Source organism: Brevibacillus sp. HB1.1 (assembly GCF_013332445.1).
GTDB lineage: Bacteria > Bacillota > Bacilli > Brevibacillales > Brevibacillaceae > Brevibacillus > Brevibacillus porteri.
On sequence record NZ_JABMIV010000003.1, the window covers coordinates 546949 to 564254 of the forward strand.

19 protein-coding genes and 1 riboswitch are annotated in these 17306 nt (G+C 47.6%); of the genes, 14 read left to right on the forward strand and 5 right to left on the reverse strand.

Features of this window, described 5'->3' with window-relative positions:
* Positions 1-104: 104 nt before the first annotated feature.
* The 4 genes from HPY27_RS12495 (at position 105) to HPY27_RS12510 (ending at position 3635) form a co-directional block, all read left to right on the forward strand.
* A complete protein-coding gene (locus HPY27_RS12495) occupies positions 105-947 on the forward strand; it encodes a protein phosphatase 2C domain-containing protein (protein WP_254612885.1) in 843 nt (280 codons plus the stop codon).
* Positions 948-1036: 89 nt separating this feature from the next.
* Positions 1037-2047, forward strand: coding sequence for an ABC transporter ATP-binding protein (locus HPY27_RS12500; protein WP_017250165.1), 1011 nt, complete (start codon positions 1037-1039; stop codon positions 2045-2047).
* On the forward strand, positions 2040-2834 hold the full coding sequence (locus HPY27_RS12505; RefSeq protein WP_173622800.1) for an ABC transporter permease: 795 nt from the start codon (positions 2040-2042) through the stop codon (positions 2832-2834). The genes HPY27_RS12500 and HPY27_RS12505 overlap by 8 nt, the downstream gene beginning before the upstream one ends.
* Before the next feature lie 3 nt (positions 2835-2837).
* Positions 2838-3635, forward strand: coding sequence for an ABC transporter permease (locus HPY27_RS12510; RefSeq protein WP_017250167.1), 798 nt, complete (start codon positions 2838-2840; stop codon positions 3633-3635).
* 181 nt (positions 3636-3816) lie between these two features.
* Here HPY27_RS12510 and HPY27_RS30595 read toward each other — a convergent pair whose 3' ends face one another.
* Complete coding sequence (locus HPY27_RS30595) at positions 3817-3897, reverse strand: putative holin-like toxin (RefSeq protein WP_371814327.1); 81 nt, start codon at positions 3895-3897, stop codon at positions 3817-3819.
* Positions 3898-4132: 235 nt separating this feature from the next.
* Positions 4133-4287, forward strand: a riboswitch (FMN riboswitch).
* A 234-nt stretch (positions 4288-4521) separates the two neighbouring features.
* Between HPY27_RS30595 and HPY27_RS12515 the strand changes: the two genes are divergently transcribed.
* Both HPY27_RS12515 and proS read left to right on the forward strand, forming a co-directional pair.
* Positions 4522-5133: an ECF transporter S component gene (locus HPY27_RS12515; RefSeq protein ID WP_017250168.1), complete on the forward strand. Its 612-nt coding sequence runs from the start codon at positions 4522-4524 to the stop codon at positions 5131-5133.
* A gap of 311 nt (positions 5134-5444) precedes the next feature.
* Positions 5445-6911: a proline--tRNA ligase gene (proS, locus tag HPY27_RS12520; protein WP_174225118.1), complete on the forward strand. Its 1467-nt coding sequence runs from the start codon at positions 5445-5447 to the stop codon at positions 6909-6911.
* A 52-nt stretch (positions 6912-6963) separates the two neighbouring features.
* Here the strand turns inward: proS and HPY27_RS12525 are convergent, their stop codons facing one another.
* Together HPY27_RS12525 and HPY27_RS12530 are read right to left on the reverse strand one after the other, a co-directional pair.
* Entirely contained in the window at positions 6964-7602 is a 639-nt protein-coding gene (locus HPY27_RS12525; protein ID WP_173622802.1) for an HAD family hydrolase, read from the reverse strand.
* Positions 7603-7665: 63 nt separating this feature from the next.
* A complete protein-coding gene (locus HPY27_RS12530; protein ID WP_017250171.1) occupies positions 7666-8283 on the reverse strand; it encodes a winged helix-turn-helix domain-containing protein in 618 nt (205 codons plus the stop codon).
* A 156-nt stretch (positions 8284-8439) separates the two neighbouring features.
* Between HPY27_RS12530 and bcp the strand changes: the two genes are divergently transcribed.
* The 4 genes from bcp to HPY27_RS12550 are packed head-to-tail and all read left to right on the forward strand — an operon-like array spanning position 8440 to position 11345.
* On the forward strand, positions 8440-8910 hold the full coding sequence (gene bcp / locus HPY27_RS12535; RefSeq protein ID WP_174225119.1) for a thioredoxin-dependent thiol peroxidase: 471 nt from the start codon (positions 8440-8442) through the stop codon (positions 8908-8910).
* A 37-nt stretch (positions 8911-8947) separates the two neighbouring features.
* A complete protein-coding gene (locus HPY27_RS12540) occupies positions 8948-10000 on the forward strand; it encodes a M42 family metallopeptidase (protein ID WP_174225120.1) in 1053 nt (350 codons plus the stop codon).
* Positions 10001-10009: 9 nt separating this feature from the next.
* Positions 10010-10771, forward strand: a complete 762-nt coding sequence (locus tag HPY27_RS12545; RefSeq protein WP_106836549.1) for a class I SAM-dependent methyltransferase — start codon at positions 10010-10012, stop codon at positions 10769-10771.
* Between the two features lie 25 nt (positions 10772-10796).
* Complete coding sequence (locus tag HPY27_RS12550) at positions 10797-11345, forward strand: cob(I)yrinic acid a,c-diamide adenosyltransferase (RefSeq protein WP_017250175.1); 549 nt, start codon at positions 10797-10799, stop codon at positions 11343-11345.
* 39 nt (positions 11346-11384) lie between these two features.
* Here the strand turns inward: HPY27_RS12550 and HPY27_RS12555 are convergent, their stop codons facing one another.
* Entirely contained in the window at positions 11385-12296 is a 912-nt protein-coding gene (locus HPY27_RS12555) for an SDR family oxidoreductase (RefSeq protein WP_174225121.1), read from the reverse strand.
* Between the two features lie 118 nt (positions 12297-12414).
* Between HPY27_RS12555 and nth the strand changes: the two genes are divergently transcribed.
* The 3 genes from nth to HPY27_RS12570 all read left to right on the forward strand — a co-directional run bounded on the left by nth (position 12415) and on the right by HPY27_RS12570 (position 15694).
* Positions 12415-13098 carry an endonuclease III gene (gene nth / locus HPY27_RS12560; RefSeq protein WP_017250177.1) on the forward strand — a complete coding sequence of 228 codons (684 nt, stop codon included), beginning with the start codon at positions 12415-12417 and terminating at the stop codon, positions 13096-13098.
* A gap of 154 nt (positions 13099-13252) precedes the next feature.
* Entirely contained in the window at positions 13253-13687 is a 435-nt protein-coding gene (gene perR / locus HPY27_RS12565; protein ID WP_017250178.1) for a peroxide-responsive transcriptional repressor PerR, read from the forward strand.
* 273 nt (positions 13688-13960) lie between these two features.
* Positions 13961-15694 (forward strand): glycosyl hydrolase family 18 protein, encoded by a 1734-nt coding sequence (locus HPY27_RS12570; protein WP_173622805.1) that lies wholly within the window; start codon positions 13961-13963, stop codon positions 15692-15694.
* A gap of 93 nt (positions 15695-15787) precedes the next feature.
* Here the strand turns inward: HPY27_RS12570 and HPY27_RS12575 are convergent, their stop codons facing one another.
* Positions 15788-16162 (reverse strand): YgzB family protein, encoded by a 375-nt coding sequence (locus HPY27_RS12575; protein ID WP_007728760.1) that lies wholly within the window; start codon positions 16160-16162, stop codon positions 15788-15790.
* A 117-nt stretch (positions 16163-16279) separates the two neighbouring features.
* Between HPY27_RS12575 and HPY27_RS12580 the strand changes: the two genes are divergently transcribed.
* Positions 16280-17140: a hypothetical protein gene (locus tag HPY27_RS12580; protein ID WP_174225122.1), complete on the forward strand. Its 861-nt coding sequence runs from the start codon at positions 16280-16282 to the stop codon at positions 17138-17140.
* Positions 17141-17306: the final 166 nt, after the last annotated feature.

The following is a 17306-nucleotide window of genomic DNA, read 5'->3' on the forward strand; positions in this document are numbered from 1 at the left end:
ACAGCTGTTCAACAACTGGATATGAACGGAGAGCTATAGATGAAGGAAAGGAAAAATGATACAATTTTCAAGCAAATCACTCCATGGGTAAAGGCGGGGTCATCATGAAACTTGAGAGCATCTCCATGAAAGGAAGCGGCAAAAGCAATGAGGACGCCTATGTGATTCAGCAGGTCAAGCATGTGTATGCGGTTATCGACGGCATTACGTCGCTGATTCCGTATGAGAACGCAGCAGGACAGACAGGCGGAGCTATCGCGGCTGAGCTCGTAAAAAAGCAACTGGAAGCAATGCCTGAGGATGCAGCTTTGCACGATTATTTGGAGACGATAAACGTAGCCCTTCAGGAGCAGATGCGGCAAAGCGGCATTGATCTTGAGAAAAAGGAAGCATTGTGGGGAGCGGCCTGTGCAGTCGTCCGTGTAGGAGATGCCCATATCGAGTACGCGCAGTTGGGAGATTGCATGATATTTGCCGTTTATGATGATGACACGGTACGACCCCTGACGCATACGCAAGTCAGCCATTTGGAACAGGCAGCCTTGGCGAAGTGGGAAGAAGGAATCAAAGAAGGATTGTGTACGCGAACAGAGCTGTACGAACGATGTATGGACATCCTGATCCATAACCGCTATCAGGCGAATGGACCAGGAGGCTACGGAGTGTTGAATGGTGATGCTGCCTGTCGGGATTTTATAGAGTATGGCCGCATGAATCGAGTTGGCGTGAAGGCATTGGTGCTGGCAACGGATGGTCTTTTCATGCCGAGAGCTTTAGGTGGAGCACAGCCGAAGTGGGAAGAGACGGTGCTGCCGATCGTACATAAAGGGCTGCAACGTTATACAGACGAGCTCATCTCTCTGGAAAACAACGATCCCGAGTGCATCCGCTATATCCGCTTCAAAAAGTCAGACGACAAAACGGGAATGATCCTTTCTCTTCATTAACAGTTTGGTGCAGTTTGCCTTTTGCACAATTCGATTGGCTCATATACACTACAAATGGTATTTAAGCGAAGAAAAAAGGACGGTATTCCATGATTCAGGTAAATCATTTACAAAAGGATTTCCGCATCCATCAATCCAGACCGGGTCTTGGTGGTGCTTTTCGTGATTTGTTCAGTCGGGAGTACAAGACGGTAAATGCGGTGGATGACCTTTCCTTTACAGTAGAGGAAGGGGAAATGTTCGCACTGATAGGGGAAAATGGTGCCGGAAAATCGACCACGATCAAGATGCTGACCGGAATCTTGACCCCGAGCGACGGCGAAATCGTCATTAACGGCTATGTGCCTTTCAAGCAGCGGGAAGACTACGTTCGATCCATCGGAGTTGTTTTCGGGCAGCGCTCTCAGCTTTGGTGGGACTTATCTCCGCTAGAGTCCTTCCGTCTGTTGAAAAGTGTTTATAAGGTAGACGAGGCAGAAGGAGAAAAGTGGCTGGAGCGTTTGATTGAGGAGCTGGATATTTCTCCGTTCGTCAGTCAGCCAGTACGCAAGCTAAGTCTCGGACAACGGATGCGCTGTGAAGTGGCTGCTTCCTTGATTCATAAGCCACGCCTGCTATTTCTCGATGAACCGACAGTTGGACTCGATGTGCTCGTTAAGCAAAAAATCCGGGAGTTTCTCCGCAATCTGAATGAGACGGAAAATATGACGATCTTGTTGACGACTCACGATGTGTCAGACATCGAAGCACTCTGTAAACGCGTGCTTGTCATGGACAAAGGGAAGCTGATCTTCGATGGCTTGCTGAATGACCTCAAAGAAAAATGGGGCAATGGCACAGAGGTGTCCTTCCAAATGAAAAAGCGCACTTCAACAGCCGCACTCCGTCAGGCATTGGGAGAGATGCCTTGTGAGATCGAGCAAATCAATGATTTTACCCTCAGTGTAAAAGTAGCGCGGAGTCAGGAAATGCTGCCCTTTGTTTTGTCGACAGTCATGTCATCGTTTGAAGTCAGCGACGTGAAAATCGAAGAGACGAGCACAGAGGATATCGTTCGCAACATTTATTCCTCCGACCAAGAGGTAGCCAGCCATGCGTAAGCTTTATATGGAACTCATCCGCATGAGGTTTTTGACGATGCTTGCCTATCGTGTGAACTATTACAGCGGGATCATTATCTACGCGATCAACATCGGTGCGTACTACTTTTTGTGGGGAGCGATCTACGGAGGCCAGCAGCAGCTGGGCGGGCTTACAGTGGAACAGATGACTTCCTACGTTGCGATTGCTTGGATGTCGCGGGCGTTTTATTTTAACAACATCGATACAGAAATAGCCCAGGATGTCCGAGAAGGCAAGGTCGCGATCGAAATGATACGCCCTTATAATTATTTGTCCGTGAAAACGGCGCAGGCGTTTGGGGAAGGGATCTTTCGCTTTCTCTTTTTTGCGGGTCCGGGGATCTTCCTTATCAGCCTGATTATTCCGTTTAGCTTCCCGGCGACAGGGACAGGATGGGGACTGTATTTGATCAGCTTGATGTGTGCGTTTTTGATCAATACACAAATCAATCTGGTGACAGGCTTACTGACTTTCTTCCTATTCCGAAACGATGGTATGATGCGAGCCAAGCGGGTCGTAGTGGATCTGTTGTCTGGTCTCGTGCTTCCGATCAGCTTTTTCCCGGGCTGGGCGCAAACGGTAATGGGTTACCTTCCATTTCAGGCGGTTAACTACTATCCGAGCCTGATTTTCACAGGAGCAATTACAACGGAACGTTCCTGGGAATTGATCGGTTTTCAGGTCATCTGGATGTTTGTCATACTGGTTCCCATCTTGGTGATGTGGCGTCTTGCCCGCAACAAGCTGGTTGTGCAAGGAGGGTAGAGCATGCAAAACATGAGACATATTTTCAGTATTTTTGCCGACTACCTGAGCCAGTACTTCAAGACGAGACTTGCCTATCGAACGGATTTTCTCGGGGATTTTGTGTCTAATCTGGTTTCAGAGTTGATCAATCTCGTCTTTATTATTGTCGTGTTCACGCATGTTCCTTTGATGGGGGATTGGACGCGTGATGAGATCATCTTTATCTATGGTTTCTTTTTGGTTCCATACGCGTTGTTCTCGATGTTCTTTGGCTTTTGGGACTTCAACGAACGGTATATCATTCGGGGCGAGATGGATCGTATCCTGACGAGACCGATTCACAATCTGGCACAGGTATGCCTCGAGTCGATTGCGCCAGACCGCATTTTTGGAGTCATAACCGGGATCATCATCATGGGGTATGCTGCCATTCAACTCGATTTGTCGTTTTACTGGTACGACGTGTTCATCTTTATCGGGCTCTCGATCAGCGGGGCACTGATTTACGGTGGCGTGTACACCGCGATTGCTGCGGTTAGCTTCTTTTCTGACTCGCGGACAGGGATTGCCCCGATGATTTACAACATCCAGCAGTATGGGCGCTATCCGGTAGACGTGTACAACAAGGCCATACGCTTTGTGCTTACCTACGTGCTGCCGTTTGCCTTCGTGGGTGTTTATCCGGCGGCTTACTTTTTGCGCAAGGAAGTTTGGTACACCTATGCGGCAATGACGCCAGTAGTGGCTATTATTTTCTTTGGGATTGGGCTACTCGTTTGGAACTGGGGTGTCACGAAGTATCGGGGAGCAGGTTCTTGATGATTTATAATCTGAAGTCGTTGTGGTAATATTGGATGTAACGAGATCGAAAAGCATAAGGTAAAAAAAGACCGTCCCGGCGGCAACCGGAACGGTCGGTACAAAAGGCGCTTCCCCTAAAGGGGTGCGGCTCAATACTATGTTGTGAAATAGACCGCAGAGCTGTCAACTCAAGGGCGGTCTATTTCTTTTTGGTCAAGGTAACAACCAAGCCGATTAAAGCGACCAGGAACAACCCAAACTGGAAAAGCAGTCCGATCATTCGTTACCACAGGCCTCACCCCCTTTCAAATGGGGATGAGCCGCGACCACCCTTGAGGAGCCGATTCTATTGTACAAGCGAATGATAGCATGAAGTGCTCTCTAGTTAGCAAGTGTCTTTTTTTATTCGTTATTCAAACTAAACTCATCGGAAAAATAAACAAAAAGTGTCGAGCTGGCAGTTTCCTCTATTGTCAAATCAAAAAACAGCAGTATAATATGCTGTATACAACTACACATTCCTTCGGGGCAGGGTGAAATTCCCGACCGGCGGTGATCATGCTTTGTGCATGTTAAGCCCGCGAGCCTCCCGAGCTGCAAATAGCGACGGAGTGCAGGATCTGGTGTGATTCCAGAGCCGACAGTACAGTCTGGATGGGAGAAGGATGACGACAGTACGTTTATCACACGTGCTTGTTTGCCTGTGCAAACGGGACGAGAACGTAGAGGCAAGCCCTCTTGTTTCTTGTACCTTTTATTTGCGCACGGTTTTGTCATACGCTTGCAAATGCCCTGTGGAACTTATAGCCACAGGGTTTATTCTGTTTGTGTAACAAGACGTGTGAGCCTACAACGACTGTTGCCATTCCTCAAGAAGGAGTAGAAAAATGAGGAGATGGTAAACATGAAAGAAACAGCGCTGCATTCTTCGCGCACACGTGCAACCCAAAAGCTGGTGACGATTCCCATGCTGGCGGCCGTTGCATTTATTCTGCAGTATCTCGAGGTTCCTGTTCCGCTGATGCCAAGCTTTTTGAAGCTGGACTTCAGTACACTCCCAGCATTGATCGGGGGACTCATGTACGGACCTGTAGCTGGCGTTATTATCGAGGTACTAAAAAATACATTGCACATGCTCTTCAAAAATACAGACGGTCTGTTGATCGGTGAGCTCGCAAACGTCGTAGCAGGATCAAGCTTTATTTTTGCGGCTGTCTACATGCAGCGTCTCGGCCAAGGCAAAAAAGGCTTCCTGACTGGTCTTGCTCTGGGAACGCTGTTGATGACGATTGTCATGGCTGTGGCAAATGCATATGTGCTGTTGCCTGCGTACGCTGTGCTTTATCAAATGCCGATTGAACAGCTCTTGACCATGTTCAATGCGACAAGTATCTGGTCTTTGGTTCTGTACGGAATCGTACCATTCAATCTCTTCAAAGGTGTTATGATTTCAGTGGTCGCGTATCCGATCTACGTGAAGCTCGGCTCCAGAATCGCTGCGCGTACCAACAATTGACAACCACGATGTGACTCGCTAATATGTTTAGTTAATAGATAGTCACAAAAGGCTATGAAAGGACCCGCAGCTATTCCCCGTGACAGAGAGTCGGCCCTAGTCTGGAAGGCTGATACGTAAAGGATAACTGCACCCCATCCTGAAGCCGCTGGTGAAGAGCTTAGCCGGATGCCCACCGTTATCGGGTTATCGAGAGGACTATGGCTATGCTGTAGTCAATCAGGGTGGTACCGCGGAAGTTGATCCTCCGTCCCTTTTTGGGATGGGGGATTTTTTGCATTTTACGTAAGATCAAAAAGGAGCGTAGACGGATGAAAGAGGACAAAGCGTTTGTAAAAGAAATTACACCGCAATCGGAGGATTTTTCGCGTTGGTACATCGATGCCATTAAAAAGGCGGATTTGATGGACTACACACCGGTACGCGGCTGCATCGTGTTCAAGCCGGATGGCTTTGAGCTCTGGGAGCGAATTCAAGAGGCGATGAATAAGCGCTTCAAAGAGACAGGACATCGCAATGCCTATTTCCCGATGCTGATCCCCGAGTCCTTCTTTCAAAAAGAAAAAGAGCATATCGAGGGCTTCAATCCAGAGTTGCCTTGGGTAACAGAGGCTGGGGGCGAGCCGCTAGAGGAAAAGCTCGCGCTACGTCCAACCTCCGAAACGATCATCGGACATATGTACAGCCAATGGATTCAGAGCTACCGCGACCTGCCTGTATTAATCAACCAATGGGCAAACGTTTTTCGTTGGGAAAAGCGGACGATGCCGTTCTTGCGGACATCGGAATTTCTCTGGCAGGAAGGCCACACGGCACATGCGACAGAGGAGGAAGCTCGTCAGGAAACGATGCAAATGCTGGAGATTTACCGAGAGGTCGTCGAGCAGGAGCTGGCCATTCCAGTTTGGAAGGGACAAAAAACACCAAGTGAACGCTTTGCTGGTGCTGTCGACACGTATTCCATTGAAGCGATGATGAAGGATGGCAAAGCAGTGCAAGCGGGTACCTCGCACTATTTGGGCGATAAATTCGCGCGCGGCTTTGAAATCAAGTTTTTGGATCGTGACAATCAGTTCAAGTACGTTCACACCACATCATGGGGAACCTCTACGCGACTGATTGGTTCGATGATCATGGTGCATGGCGATGACCGTGGTCTAGTGTTGCCGCCTCGCATGGCTCCGACACAGGTTATTATGATCCCAGTCGGTCCGATGAAGCAGCGCGAGAAAGTCATGGAGGCGTTTGATCCACTCTTTGACGAGATCAAGGCCGCAGGAGTGCGTGTCCGTGCTGATCTTCGTGAAGAAACACCAGGCTGGAAGTTCAATGAGTGGGAAATGCGCGGGGTTCCTCTGCGTCTGGAGCTCGGCCCACGCGACGTGGAAAATGGTCAAGTCATTCTGGCTCGACGTGATACAGGGGAGAAGGTGACGGTTTCACTTGAAGGTATCGCGCAAACAGTTGTACAACTGTTGGAAGAGATTCAGCAAAATATGTTCCAAAAAGCACTAGCCTTCCGTGATGAGAACTCACATTTGGGGATCGATACACTGGAGCAACTGTCCGCTCATATTGCCAAAAGCGAGAGCGAAAACAAGCTGAGTGGATGGGTGTTAGCTGGCTGGTGTGGGGATGATGCTTGTGAATCGAAGATCAAAGAGGAAACCAAGTTCACCTCTCGCAACATCCCGTTTGAGCCTCTTGTACGAAAGAAAGCCTGCATTTGCTGCGGTAAAGACTCACAGCATAGCGTCTGGTTCGGACGGGCGTATTAATCAAAAAAAGGGTGTGTCCACGCTTCGGCGGCAGGGCACACCCTTTTTTCATCTAGCGTCTGAGTATCCAATCGGTAAAAGCGTGCACATCCGTAAAGTGGTAGTCAGGCTCGGGATCGAATTTTCCCGACTTTTGTGTAACCAAAAGCCAATCCACACCGACTGTTCGCAAACCAGCGGCTCGACCAGCCAACACGTCAGCATCACTGTCGCCTACGAAAATGGTTTCCGCAGGCGTAGCGCCTAGCTGTTTCATAGCGGTAAAAATACCTTCTGGATGAGGCTTTGGATGTGTGACCTCATCCCCTGTGATCACGACGGAAAAATACGAATCTAATCCCCATTCTCGAAGGGAGATGTCAGCGCTTTTTCGTCCTTTTCCTGTTACGATTCCCATTTGGATACCTGCTGAGTGAAGTTCGTCGAGCATGCTTCGGATATTTTCCGGGTTTTGTACGCGGGAGTGTTCATCTGTGTATACACGATAAAAATGAGCGAGGGCGTTGTCATGCGCATGTGGGGGAAGCTCGTTTTGCAAAATGCCTATCTCCGTGGGGCCAAAGAGAGCTACAATCTGCTCGTCGGTATAATGCTCCTGCAAAAACTGCTGAAAGGTAGAGCGAAAAGCGGTGAAGATCAAGGGGAGGGTATCGGCAACTGTGCCGTCGAAATCAAACAAGATCGTCCGCATTGGAGTCCTCCTTTGATTAGAAAATGAAAGAAAACCATCGTATCTGATGGTTTTCTTGGTGACTTACTCATCTGAATCATCAAAAGGGTCATCTGAATCATCTGTTGGGTCAGCTGGAGTCAATGGGAACAGGATGTCGAAAAACTTGAATTTTCGACGGCCAGGTTCCGATTTGAACCCTTTGTACTTTTGCAACAGCTCAGAGATGTCTTCCACAAATTGATTGCGTTCATCTTGACTCAAATAAAATTCAGTCAAATTAAAAGCGAACGTATTTTGGTATTCTTTCCGAACATCTTGGTCACTTGCGACGAAGCGATTGAGAGTTCGCATGAGATCCTTTTCCGTAGTACGAAACGGAGTAAACATGACATCACTTAATTGTTGAGCGTTTTCTTCAATCATCAATTGGAGCTTGACCTGAATGACCTTGGCAACAGGCTCATAATATTTCTCCACAATAGAGCCTTTTACCCGGGTATCCACTTGCTCGAGCAGCCCAACACGCACGAGCTCCTTCACATGGTAATGTAGCCGTGCAGCATTTTCGCCTAGTTCTGTAGCGATTTGTTTGGCCGTTCTGGGCTCCAAATCTTCAAAGAGTTCCAAAATTTTAACCCGTTCCGCTATAGCAAGCGATTTTAGCGCTTCTGGATCTGTTACTTCAAAAAACTCTTTCATGCGAATTCACCATCCAACTGACTAGGCCAAATTTTATTTTTTTTTATTCTATCCTTTTCTGAATCAAAGCGCAACTTGTATGCGGATGAAGTGACTACTAGATTGTGGTAAAATGGGACCAGCGAAAACAGGATATTATCGAGAGGAGGGAAAAGTTTGACGGCAGTAGGACAAGCTGCACCTGCATTTACTTTGCAGGCGAGCGACAATCAGACCCTCTCACTTTCCCAATTTTATGGACAAAATATAGTGCTTTATTTTTATCCGAAGGACCAAACGCCGACATGTACCACAGAAGCATGCGACTTTCGTGACTTCCATTCGGGCTTTGCTGAGCTGAATTCAGTTGTTCTCGGAATCAGTCCGGATTCTGTGAAATCGCATGACAAATTTATCGCGAAGCACGAATTGCCTTTTCCACTTTTGGCAGATCCGGATCACCAAGTGGCAGAGGCTTATGGTGTGTGGGTATTGAAAAAAATGTACGGACGAGAGTATATGGGCATAGAACGCACGACGTTCGTCATCGACAAAGAAGGCAACATTGCAAAAGTATGGGCAAAAGTAAAGGTCAAAGGGCATGTACAGGAAGTGCTTCAATTTATTAAGGAAGAGCTTCAATCCTAACGTTTATTTCGCAACGGGCGAATGGAGGAACATACAAATGAGTGTATCCACAGAATATGTTGTACAAAGCTTTTGCCAATTGGCCAACATCCCAAGTCCGTCTGGCAATACGGAAAAAGTAATGGCCTGGGTTGCACAAGAGTTAGAAAATCTTGGCGTTTCCTATAAACAGACAAATAAAGGGGCAATCGTTGCAACCGTAGCGGGGGCCAATAACGACAAAGCAAGACTCTTGACCGCTCACGTCGATACGCTGGGCGCGATGGTAAAAGAAATAAAGAGCAACGGACGTTTGAAGCTGACCTTGATCGGTGGATTTGCATTCAATGCGATTGAAGGGGAGCACTGCGTTGTAGAGACTAGTAGCGGTCGTCTTGTAACTGGTACGATTTTGTCTACCAAAGCTTCCGTGCATGTATACAGCTCAGAAGCGGGGAAAGCTGAGCGCAATGAGGCGAACATGGAAGTTCGGCTGGATGAAAAGGTCACAAACAAAGAGCAAGTACTTGCGCTTGGGATTTCCGTCGGAGATTTCGTCTCCTTTGATCCGCGCGTGACGGTAACGGATAGCGGCTTCATCAAGTCCCGCCATATCGACGACAAAGCAAGCGTAGCTGTGCTGCTGGGGGTTCTAAAAGAACTGAGTGAATCCGGTGTGAAGCTGCCTTACACTACGCACTTTTTTATCAGCAATAATGAAGAGATCGGCTACGGCGGCAACTCCAGCATCCCTGCCAACGTGGTGGAGTATCTGGCTGTCGACATGGGCGCGATTGGGGATGGACAGACGACAGATGAGTATTGTGTGTCCATTTGTGCGAAGGATTCCACTGGACCGTACCACTACGGATTGCGCAGCCATCTGACCAAGCTCGCACAAGCGAACGGTCTGAACTACCAAGTGGACATTTATCCTTACTATGGTTCTGACGCGAGTGCTGCACTGAGAGCCGGATATGACGTTGTCCATGGCTTGATCGGACCGGGAGTAGATGCATCCCACTCCCATGAACGTACACATAAAGAAGCACTCGATAACACGGCAAAGCTCGTTATGGCCTACCTTCAATCAGAAGAAATGCAAGCATAGGAGGGCCAGATGAGCAATATGTATCAATGGGCTGACTACTATGATCTCACTCAACGCGGTGTTCCGGGTGATGTTGAGTTCTATCTGGAACAAGCCAAGCTGGCAGGGGGAAACGTGCTAGATCTCGCTTGCGGCACCGGAAGAATCAGCATTCCGATGGCGCAGGCTGGCATCGACGTTACCGGAATTGACCTATCCCAAGATATGCTGGCAAGGGCTCAGGTAAAAGCAGAGGAACAAGGTGTAACATCCGGCTTGAAGCTATTGCAGGGGGATATGCGCACCTTTGATCTGCAGGCGTCATTTTCGCTGATTATGATTCCTTTTCGATCGTTTTTGCACCTGTTGCATGTTCAAGAGCAAATGAAGGCATTGACGTGCATTCGCAAGCATCTGGCTCCAGGCGGGAAGTTCATCATGAACGTGTTTGTCCCCAAGATTCATCATTTTTACGAGGAAAATGAAAAAATGTCCTTGCGTGGCACGTATCCACTCCCGTCGGGGGAAGAGGTTGCGATGTGGGATTACACTCGTTATGACCATTTTCAGCAACTGTCCGAAGTGACACGCATATACGAGCGTACGGATGCACAGGGAGTTATAACGGAACGGGTGAGGGGCCGATTTACTCTCCGCTATATTTTCCCCGCGGAGCTCCATCATCTGCTTCGTTTAAACGGCTTGAAGGTCACACAACGATACGGTTCTTTTGCAAAGACACCTTTTGATGCGAATAGCTCAGAGTTGATTCTGGTCGCAGAAGCTTTGTAAACGGAACCTGTGGAGGGGATTCGGAATGAAGATTTATACAAAGTCAGGGGATAAGGGCGAGACGTCACTGGTTGCAGGTGTCCGCGTGCCTAAGTTTGCGGACCGTGTAGAGGCATACGGTACGTGCGATGAAGCCAACTCGCAGATTGGATTGGCACTGGCTCTGTTGCCTGCGACAGAAGAATGGAAGGAATTGCAGGATGTCTTCCATGTCATTCAGACAAAGCTGTTCCATGTAGGGGCTGAGCTGGCGACGCCAGAAGGCAAAAAGGTAGGCTGGCCAATTGCAGAAGAAGACGTTACTTTTCTGGAAGAGCAAATTGACATGCTAGATGCAAAGTTGCCTCCGCTCACCAATTTTATATTGCCTGGCGGACATCCGGCTGCGGCAGCCTTCCATGTTTCGCGTACGGTCGTCAGACGTGCAGAGCGCAAAGCAGTCCATGTGGCACAGCAGGAGCAGGTAAACCCGTCCGTGGTCAAATACCTCAACCGCTTGTCTGATTATCTGTTCGTTGTGGCTCGTCATATTAATAAAGAAACAGATGCAGTTGAGAAAACGCTGCACGAATAGGCAAAAGCCCCCTGTGATCAAGCAGGGGGCTTCCCTTTTTTATTTGGTCCGCAGGTAAGTGGTGATTCCCGGGAGAAAGTCGATTTTCTCTGTGTGAAAAGTATCGTAGAGAAGCTTTCCGTCCTTACATGCGTTTCCTTCTAGCAGCATGGTGAGCTGCGTGTTGGTAATCGGGAAAAAGGGGAATCTCTCCATCATATTTACCACAGGCTTCATGAAAGCAAGGGGAATGTGAAATTTATTGACCTTCCGCTTACCGATGGCCTCGCCAATCGTATCGAGGATTTGCTCGTAGGAGAGTGGTTCGGGCCCACCTGTTTCGTAGGTTTGATTGGTTGATTCGGGTCTGCTCAAGGCTTGGACGAATACATCGGCCACCGTCTTGCGAGCAACTGGTTGCAAAGGGTAGGAGCCATCGCCAATGACCGGTGTGATAGGTAACCGAACCAGATCGGCGAGCATGTTCACGAATTCATCCCCAGGACCAAAAATGACAGATGGACGGAAAATGACGTACGGAATACCGCTTGCTTGAACAAGCTGCTCCGCTTCGTATTTGGTTCGGTGATAGGCGCTCGTGGCGTTTTCACGTGCACCCAGAGCACTCATATGGACAAAACGTTTGATTCCAGCTTGCTTGGCGGCCTCCAGTACATTTTTTGTGCCTTCTACATGGATACGCGAAAAGAGAATGCCTTTCCCCGGTTGTTCGCGAATAATTCCGACGAGGTGAATGACAGCATCGCAGCCTTGCATCGCTCTCATCAGTGATTCTTTATTAAATAGATCGCCAGTTGCTTCCGTTATATGCGCATTGGCGGTTTCGTTGTAGGAAAGCTTAGCTGTTGAACCAGCTCTGGTGAGGCAAACCGTCTCATATCCTTCTGCCTGCAAGCGCTCGAGTATACCCCTTCCAACAAACCCTGTGGCACCAGTCAGGAATACTTTCATGGAAAACCTCCTCCCGTTAAATCCTTCCAGACTTATTGTACAACAGGTGCAGCTTGTGGTGCTATCGATCGCTGTGTTGACCAAGGCGGTATAATGTAGGGAAAAGGGGGATATATTTATGGCACAACGCAAAGTACCTGTGGCCGACATTTTGGATAATTTGCAGCAGCTTTATCCGGATGCGCACTGTGAATTGAATTATACAACCCCGTTTGAACTTCTCATTGCGACCATTCTTTCTGCCCAATGTACAGATAAACGGGTGAATGAGATTACGGCACCCATGTTCCAGCAGCTAAACCAGCCGGAGCATTACCTTCATTTGACACAGGAAGAAATGGAAGAGCATATAAAAGGTCTCGGGTTGTATAAGAATAAGAGTAAAAACATTTTAGAGACCTGTAGAATCTTGTACGAAAAATACAATAGTGTAGTTCCGCAAACGCATGCCGAGCTCGAAGCATTGCCAGGGGTAGGGAGAAAGACTGCAAATGTCGTTTTGTCTAATGCATTCGGAATTCCTGCGATTGCGGTGGATACGCATGTATTCCGCGTCGGAAACCGGTTAGGCCTTGCGAATAGCGACAATGTGGACGAAGTGGAGCGTCAGCTCATGAAACGCATTCCAAAAGAGAAGTGGACGGATGCGCATCATTGGTTAATCTGGCACGGCAGACGTGTATGTTCGTCGCGCAATCCACAGTGCGGCAGCTGTACAATCCAATCCATGTGTAAGTTTGCACAAGCGGAAGCCAAAAAATCCAAAAAACCTGCAACCAAAAAGCCTGCAAAAGCAAAGTGAAAAACTTGATTTTCCACTTCTTTCTTTTCAAATCGGATGAATGGATATTGACAGTTTTCGCCGACTAGACGTACACTTATTTATAGTAATTCTAATCAATGACATTAGAGAAGCTTGTTCTTTTGTCTTGCGAAAGACTGTGGGGTGTAACAAGATGGTACAACGTGTGGAGAAAGCTGTTGAAATCCTGAAGAATACCGGGGTTCGCATGACACCACAGCGCCATGCAATTTTGACCTATTTGCTGGAAACGATGACTCACCCGACGGCTGACGAAATATATAAAGCCCTTGAAGGCAAATTCCCGAATATGAGCGTTGCAACGATTTACAACAATCTGCGAGTCTTTAAAGATGCTGGATTGGTTACAGAGCTCACTTACGGGGATGCGTCCAGCCGATTCGATGCCAATGTGGAAGAAGATCATTATCACGCAATCTGTTCCACCTGTGGTGCAATCAGAGACTTCCACTTTCCGTATTTGCGGGATGCAGAAGTAGCTGCTTCCAAAGACATCGGCTTCAAAGTAACCGGGCATCGTATGGAAGTTTATGGCGTTTGTGATTCCTGTCAAAAGAATCCCCACTAAGAATGTATTGGATGGATGAGCACCTCCTGCTTGAATCGGATAATCCCGGTGATGCAGGGGGTGTTTGCTTTTGGGGGACATAACCCTTTCTGTCGATATCTGTAACCTTTTGGCTTCTCATACGTCTTCTTCTTGGTAGGAAGCTTGTCCGTGAATTACCAGAATACAAAAGGTTGTGAATGGATTGAACCAACGCTATGATCGAAATAATGAGTCAAATCATACAGCCCAAGTCAGAAGACAGGCTTATGTACCGGGAAGCAGGTGGAGATTATGAGCAGGGAGTCGGGTAGAACTCTGCGACCAAGACGAAGAAAACGAAGGGTTTTTCGCACGATGTTTTTGTTAAGTTTTCTCTTGTTGGCCATCTTCGGCAGCATTTACTGGTTTTTTGTGCTCCGTGCCTCAACTGAGCATGTGCAGCCGTATGATGGAGATAAAAATGTGATTGTATACGAAGGCTCGCGGAAAGAGTCCTCGTATATATTGGAATCAGAGCAAATATTGCTGCCCTTTGATTTCATTAAAGAGAACATTGATCCAGCGATTTTTTGGGATGAGCCCACACGTTCCGTTATCGTCACGACGAAGGATAAGGTGCTTCGGATGGAGAGCGGAGAAGTTGTCGCCTATCTGAACAAAAAACCTGTGGATTTACTCGTTCCGGTGAAAGAGGTCGACGGCACACGCTATGTCCCGTTGGATCCTTTGGAAAAGCTGTATCCTTATTCTTTTGAGCGAAAAGCAGATACGGGTGTCCTGGTCGTCGAAAAAGAGGGCTACGAAATCCAGCAAGCGAAAGTGATCGCTGCCGAGGAAAAACAAGCAGTCCGTACCGGTGCTTCTCACCGAACCCCGATTGTAGCAGAGCTGTCTGCGGGTGAGGTTGTCGACGTTCTTGGCAAAAAGGAAAACTGGTATCGCGTTTTAAACGCCTCGGGAGTAGGAGGATTCATTTCAGAGAAAAGTATTGAGATGACGGATGTGCGCAAAGTCCAGCTGGAGCATTCGACTGCTACCGGACAACAACACGCTACTTGGAAGCCTGAGGGCAAGATCAACCTCGTATGGGAGCACGTCGTCAATAAAAATCCGGATGTTTCAAAAATTGGTGCACTACCAGGGGTAAATGTAGTTTCTCCTACTTGGTTTGAAATGAAGGATGCAGATGGAAATCTGTTGAACAGAGCCGATCCTGCGTACGTCAAATGGGCCCATAAGAGGGGCTACAAGGTTTGGGGTTTAGTTACAAACGGCTTTAATCCTGATTGGACGAAGTCCGTTCTCAGCAGCTATGACAAGCGAGATAAGTTAATTGCCCAACTCTTGTACTACGCTCATCTATACGATCTCGATGGTATCAACATCGATTTTGAGAACGTGTATTTAGAAGAGAAAGAAGAACTCGTTCAGTTTGTTCGGGAGCTGACGCCGTATCTCCATCAGCAAGGACTGACCGTTTCCATAGATGTGACGATCAAGTCAAACGCTAAGCAATGGTCCATGTTCCTGGATCGGAAAGCTTTGGCCGAAGTCGTCGATTATGTTGCGGTGATGACGTATGATGAGCATTGGGCAGCGAGTCCAAAAGCTGGTTCTGTCGCATCGTTGCCATGGGTGGAGCGAGGCTTGCAAGGAGTGTTGGAAGAGGTCCCTAACGAAAAACTGCTGCTGGGTGTACCTTTTTACACACGCTTGTGGACAGAAGCCAAGCAGGCTGATGGCACTGTGAAGGTTAGCTCCAAAGCTTATTCCATGACGAAAGCCCAGGAATGGATCAACGAACGCAAGCTGACGCCAGTTATGGATGAAGCTTCCGGTCAACATTACGTGGAGTACAAAGACCCGAAGGATGGCAACGTCTATAAAATGTGGATAGAAGATGTAACTTCTATGAAGAAGCGTATGGAGATCGTCAATAAGTACGACTTGGCGGGTGCAGCTTCTTGGCGCCGTGGTTTTGAGGTGCCGGAGATATGGCAAGCAATTGACGAGACTCTGAAATAAAAGACAGACAGCTTTCACGAAAGAAAGCCACCTGCACCCCGAATGCTCGGGAAAAAGCAGGTGGCTTTTTACGTATAGATGAAAGGAATCATATTATGTCTGGTTTTGTTGAGGATGTCCGTCTTCAATGCGTAAAGGTTGTCCACAAAACATACAGGCGTCTTCTTTACCCAACATCTTCGTGACTTTTTGGCATGAAGGGCATTGCACCTGTGGAGCCGAAGTGGAGACCATCCCGGAAATCATAAACAAGACTGTACTGCCCATTGTCAGAATGAACCCGATGATCAAAAGCAGCGTCATAAAAATGTAAGAGCCTTTTAAGAGGCTTCCAAGTAAAGGAATAAAGTCCAAATAACCTGCAAAAAATGCGTACCCTGTATACATCAGCAAAATGCCGATTACCATGCTCCAGTTGCCCCATGTGCGCATGCGTTTGATCTTGCTCAGGCGTTCTGTATTTTTCATGATCATTCCTCCTACCCTATAGTATAGCATACAAAGGATTTGTCTGTTGACAAGCAGGAAACGGACAAGACTTGTAGAATCCATAAGTTCAACCCAGGGGGCAGGGAGGAACAAGGCATGACTGTAAGGCAGACGTATCTGAAAAATCTCCAGCAGCGTTTGGATGTGCAAGCGGTGCTTGTTTTGAATGATTCGGATATGCTAGTCCCCTTTCGCGAGGGAATCTTTTATTTCGTCGTAGTAAATGAGCCCCAAGCTGATGGTAAAATCCGTCGCATGCTTTTTCAGGAACAAGTAATCATCGAGCAGCAAATCAGCACGTGGCAGCTGGAGAAGGGAGCCATCTGTGGTTTGGATGAACGACTTGCCGAGATGCTTCGAAGGGCAGAAATCGTTTGGGACAAAGAGCATTATATGAAACAAATGAAGCTGCGCCTGGCTAGTTTGTCATCTTCTCTTCAGAAAAAACATATCTGTAAGGAGTATTCCCAAATCCTTCGTTTTTTCCACGAGACAAAAGAGTTTTTGCAGCAAGGCATGATGCTGGATGCGCATCACTCTGCCATTCAAACGATTCACTATTTGGCTCGTCTCATTGTATATGAAGCGGGAGATCATCCTCAGCCAGCATTATGGACGCAAGTCAAACAGATAGATCCTTCTATTTATAAGTTGTATGAGGAGCTATCTTTTAATGCAGAAGCATTGGAGAAGCGAATTGAACTACTTGTACTGGCAATTGAATTTTGGATCGCATCCAGAACAAAGGAATCTGTTCGATACCTGGTTGAGCTTATGGAGACGAAATCAGGGCCTTGGCGTTTGGAAGAGTTGATGAACCACCCGATGATTCAAGAGGCAGAGATTGAGATTCCTCTCGTGATAGATAAGATGCTTCAGCGCTTGTTGATCCAAGAGATCGTATGCAAAGAAGGGGGAAATGGCGACAGAGAAACAGGTTTTATTTTAATGGGATAAAAATTTTTCAATTAGTGTTGACTTCTATTTGTGATCCATGCTATATTAACAAACGTTGCTGCTGCGCTAACGCAGAGCGGCCGAGAAAAAAGTTTAAAAAAACACTTGATTTCACAAGTGGTTATGTGGTAAATTAAGAAAGTCGCCTCTGGGCGATGAGGAAAAA

Bases quoted from the DNA above. Each gene is read 5' to 3' on its own strand.
- HPY27_RS12495 (WP_254612885.1), top strand. From the start codon at position 105: ATGAAACTTGAGAGCATCTCCATGAAAGGAAGCGGCAAAAGCAATGAG.
- HPY27_RS12500 (WP_017250165.1), top strand. From the start codon at position 1,037: ATGATTCAGGTAAATCATTTACAAAAGGATTTCCGCATCCATCAATCC.
- HPY27_RS12505 (WP_173622800.1), top strand. From the start codon at position 2,040: ATGCGTAAGCTTTATATGGAACTCATCCGCATGAGGTTTTTGACGATG.
- HPY27_RS12510 (WP_017250167.1), top strand. From the start codon at position 2,838: ATGCAAAACATGAGACATATTTTCAGTATTTTTGCCGACTACCTGAGC.
- HPY27_RS30595 (WP_371814327.1), bottom strand. From the start codon at position 3,897: ATGATCGGACTGCTTTTCCAGTTTGGGTTGTTCCTGGTCGCTTTAATC.
- HPY27_RS12515 (WP_017250168.1), top strand. From the start codon at position 4,522: ATGAAAGAAACAGCGCTGCATTCTTCGCGCACACGTGCAACCCAAAAG.
- proS (WP_174225118.1), top strand. From the start codon at position 5,445: ATGAAAGAGGACAAAGCGTTTGTAAAAGAAATTACACCGCAATCGGAG.
- HPY27_RS12525 (WP_173622802.1), bottom strand. From the start codon at position 7,602: ATGCGGACGATCTTGTTTGATTTCGACGGCACAGTTGCCGATACCCTC.
- HPY27_RS12530 (WP_017250171.1), bottom strand. From the start codon at position 8,283: ATGAAAGAGTTTTTTGAAGTAACAGATCCAGAAGCGCTAAAATCGCTT.
- HPY27_RS12540 (WP_174225120.1), top strand. From the start codon at position 8,948: ATGAGTGTATCCACAGAATATGTTGTACAAAGCTTTTGCCAATTGGCC.
- HPY27_RS12545 (WP_106836549.1), top strand. From the start codon at position 10,010: ATGAGCAATATGTATCAATGGGCTGACTACTATGATCTCACTCAACGC.
- HPY27_RS12550 (WP_017250175.1), top strand. From the start codon at position 10,797: ATGAAGATTTATACAAAGTCAGGGGATAAGGGCGAGACGTCACTGGTT.
- HPY27_RS12555 (WP_174225121.1), bottom strand. From the start codon at position 12,296: ATGAAAGTATTCCTGACTGGTGCCACAGGGTTTGTTGGAAGGGGTATA.
- nth (WP_017250177.1), top strand. From the start codon at position 12,415: ATGGCACAACGCAAAGTACCTGTGGCCGACATTTTGGATAATTTGCAG.
- perR (WP_017250178.1), top strand. From the start codon at position 13,253: ATGGTACAACGTGTGGAGAAAGCTGTTGAAATCCTGAAGAATACCGGG.
- HPY27_RS12570 (WP_173622805.1), top strand. From the start codon at position 13,961: ATGAGCAGGGAGTCGGGTAGAACTCTGCGACCAAGACGAAGAAAACGA.
- HPY27_RS12575 (WP_007728760.1), bottom strand. From the start codon at position 16,162: ATGAAAAATACAGAACGCCTGAGCAAGATCAAACGCATGCGCACATGG.
- HPY27_RS12580 (WP_174225122.1), top strand. From the start codon at position 16,280: ATGACTGTAAGGCAGACGTATCTGAAAAATCTCCAGCAGCGTTTGGAT.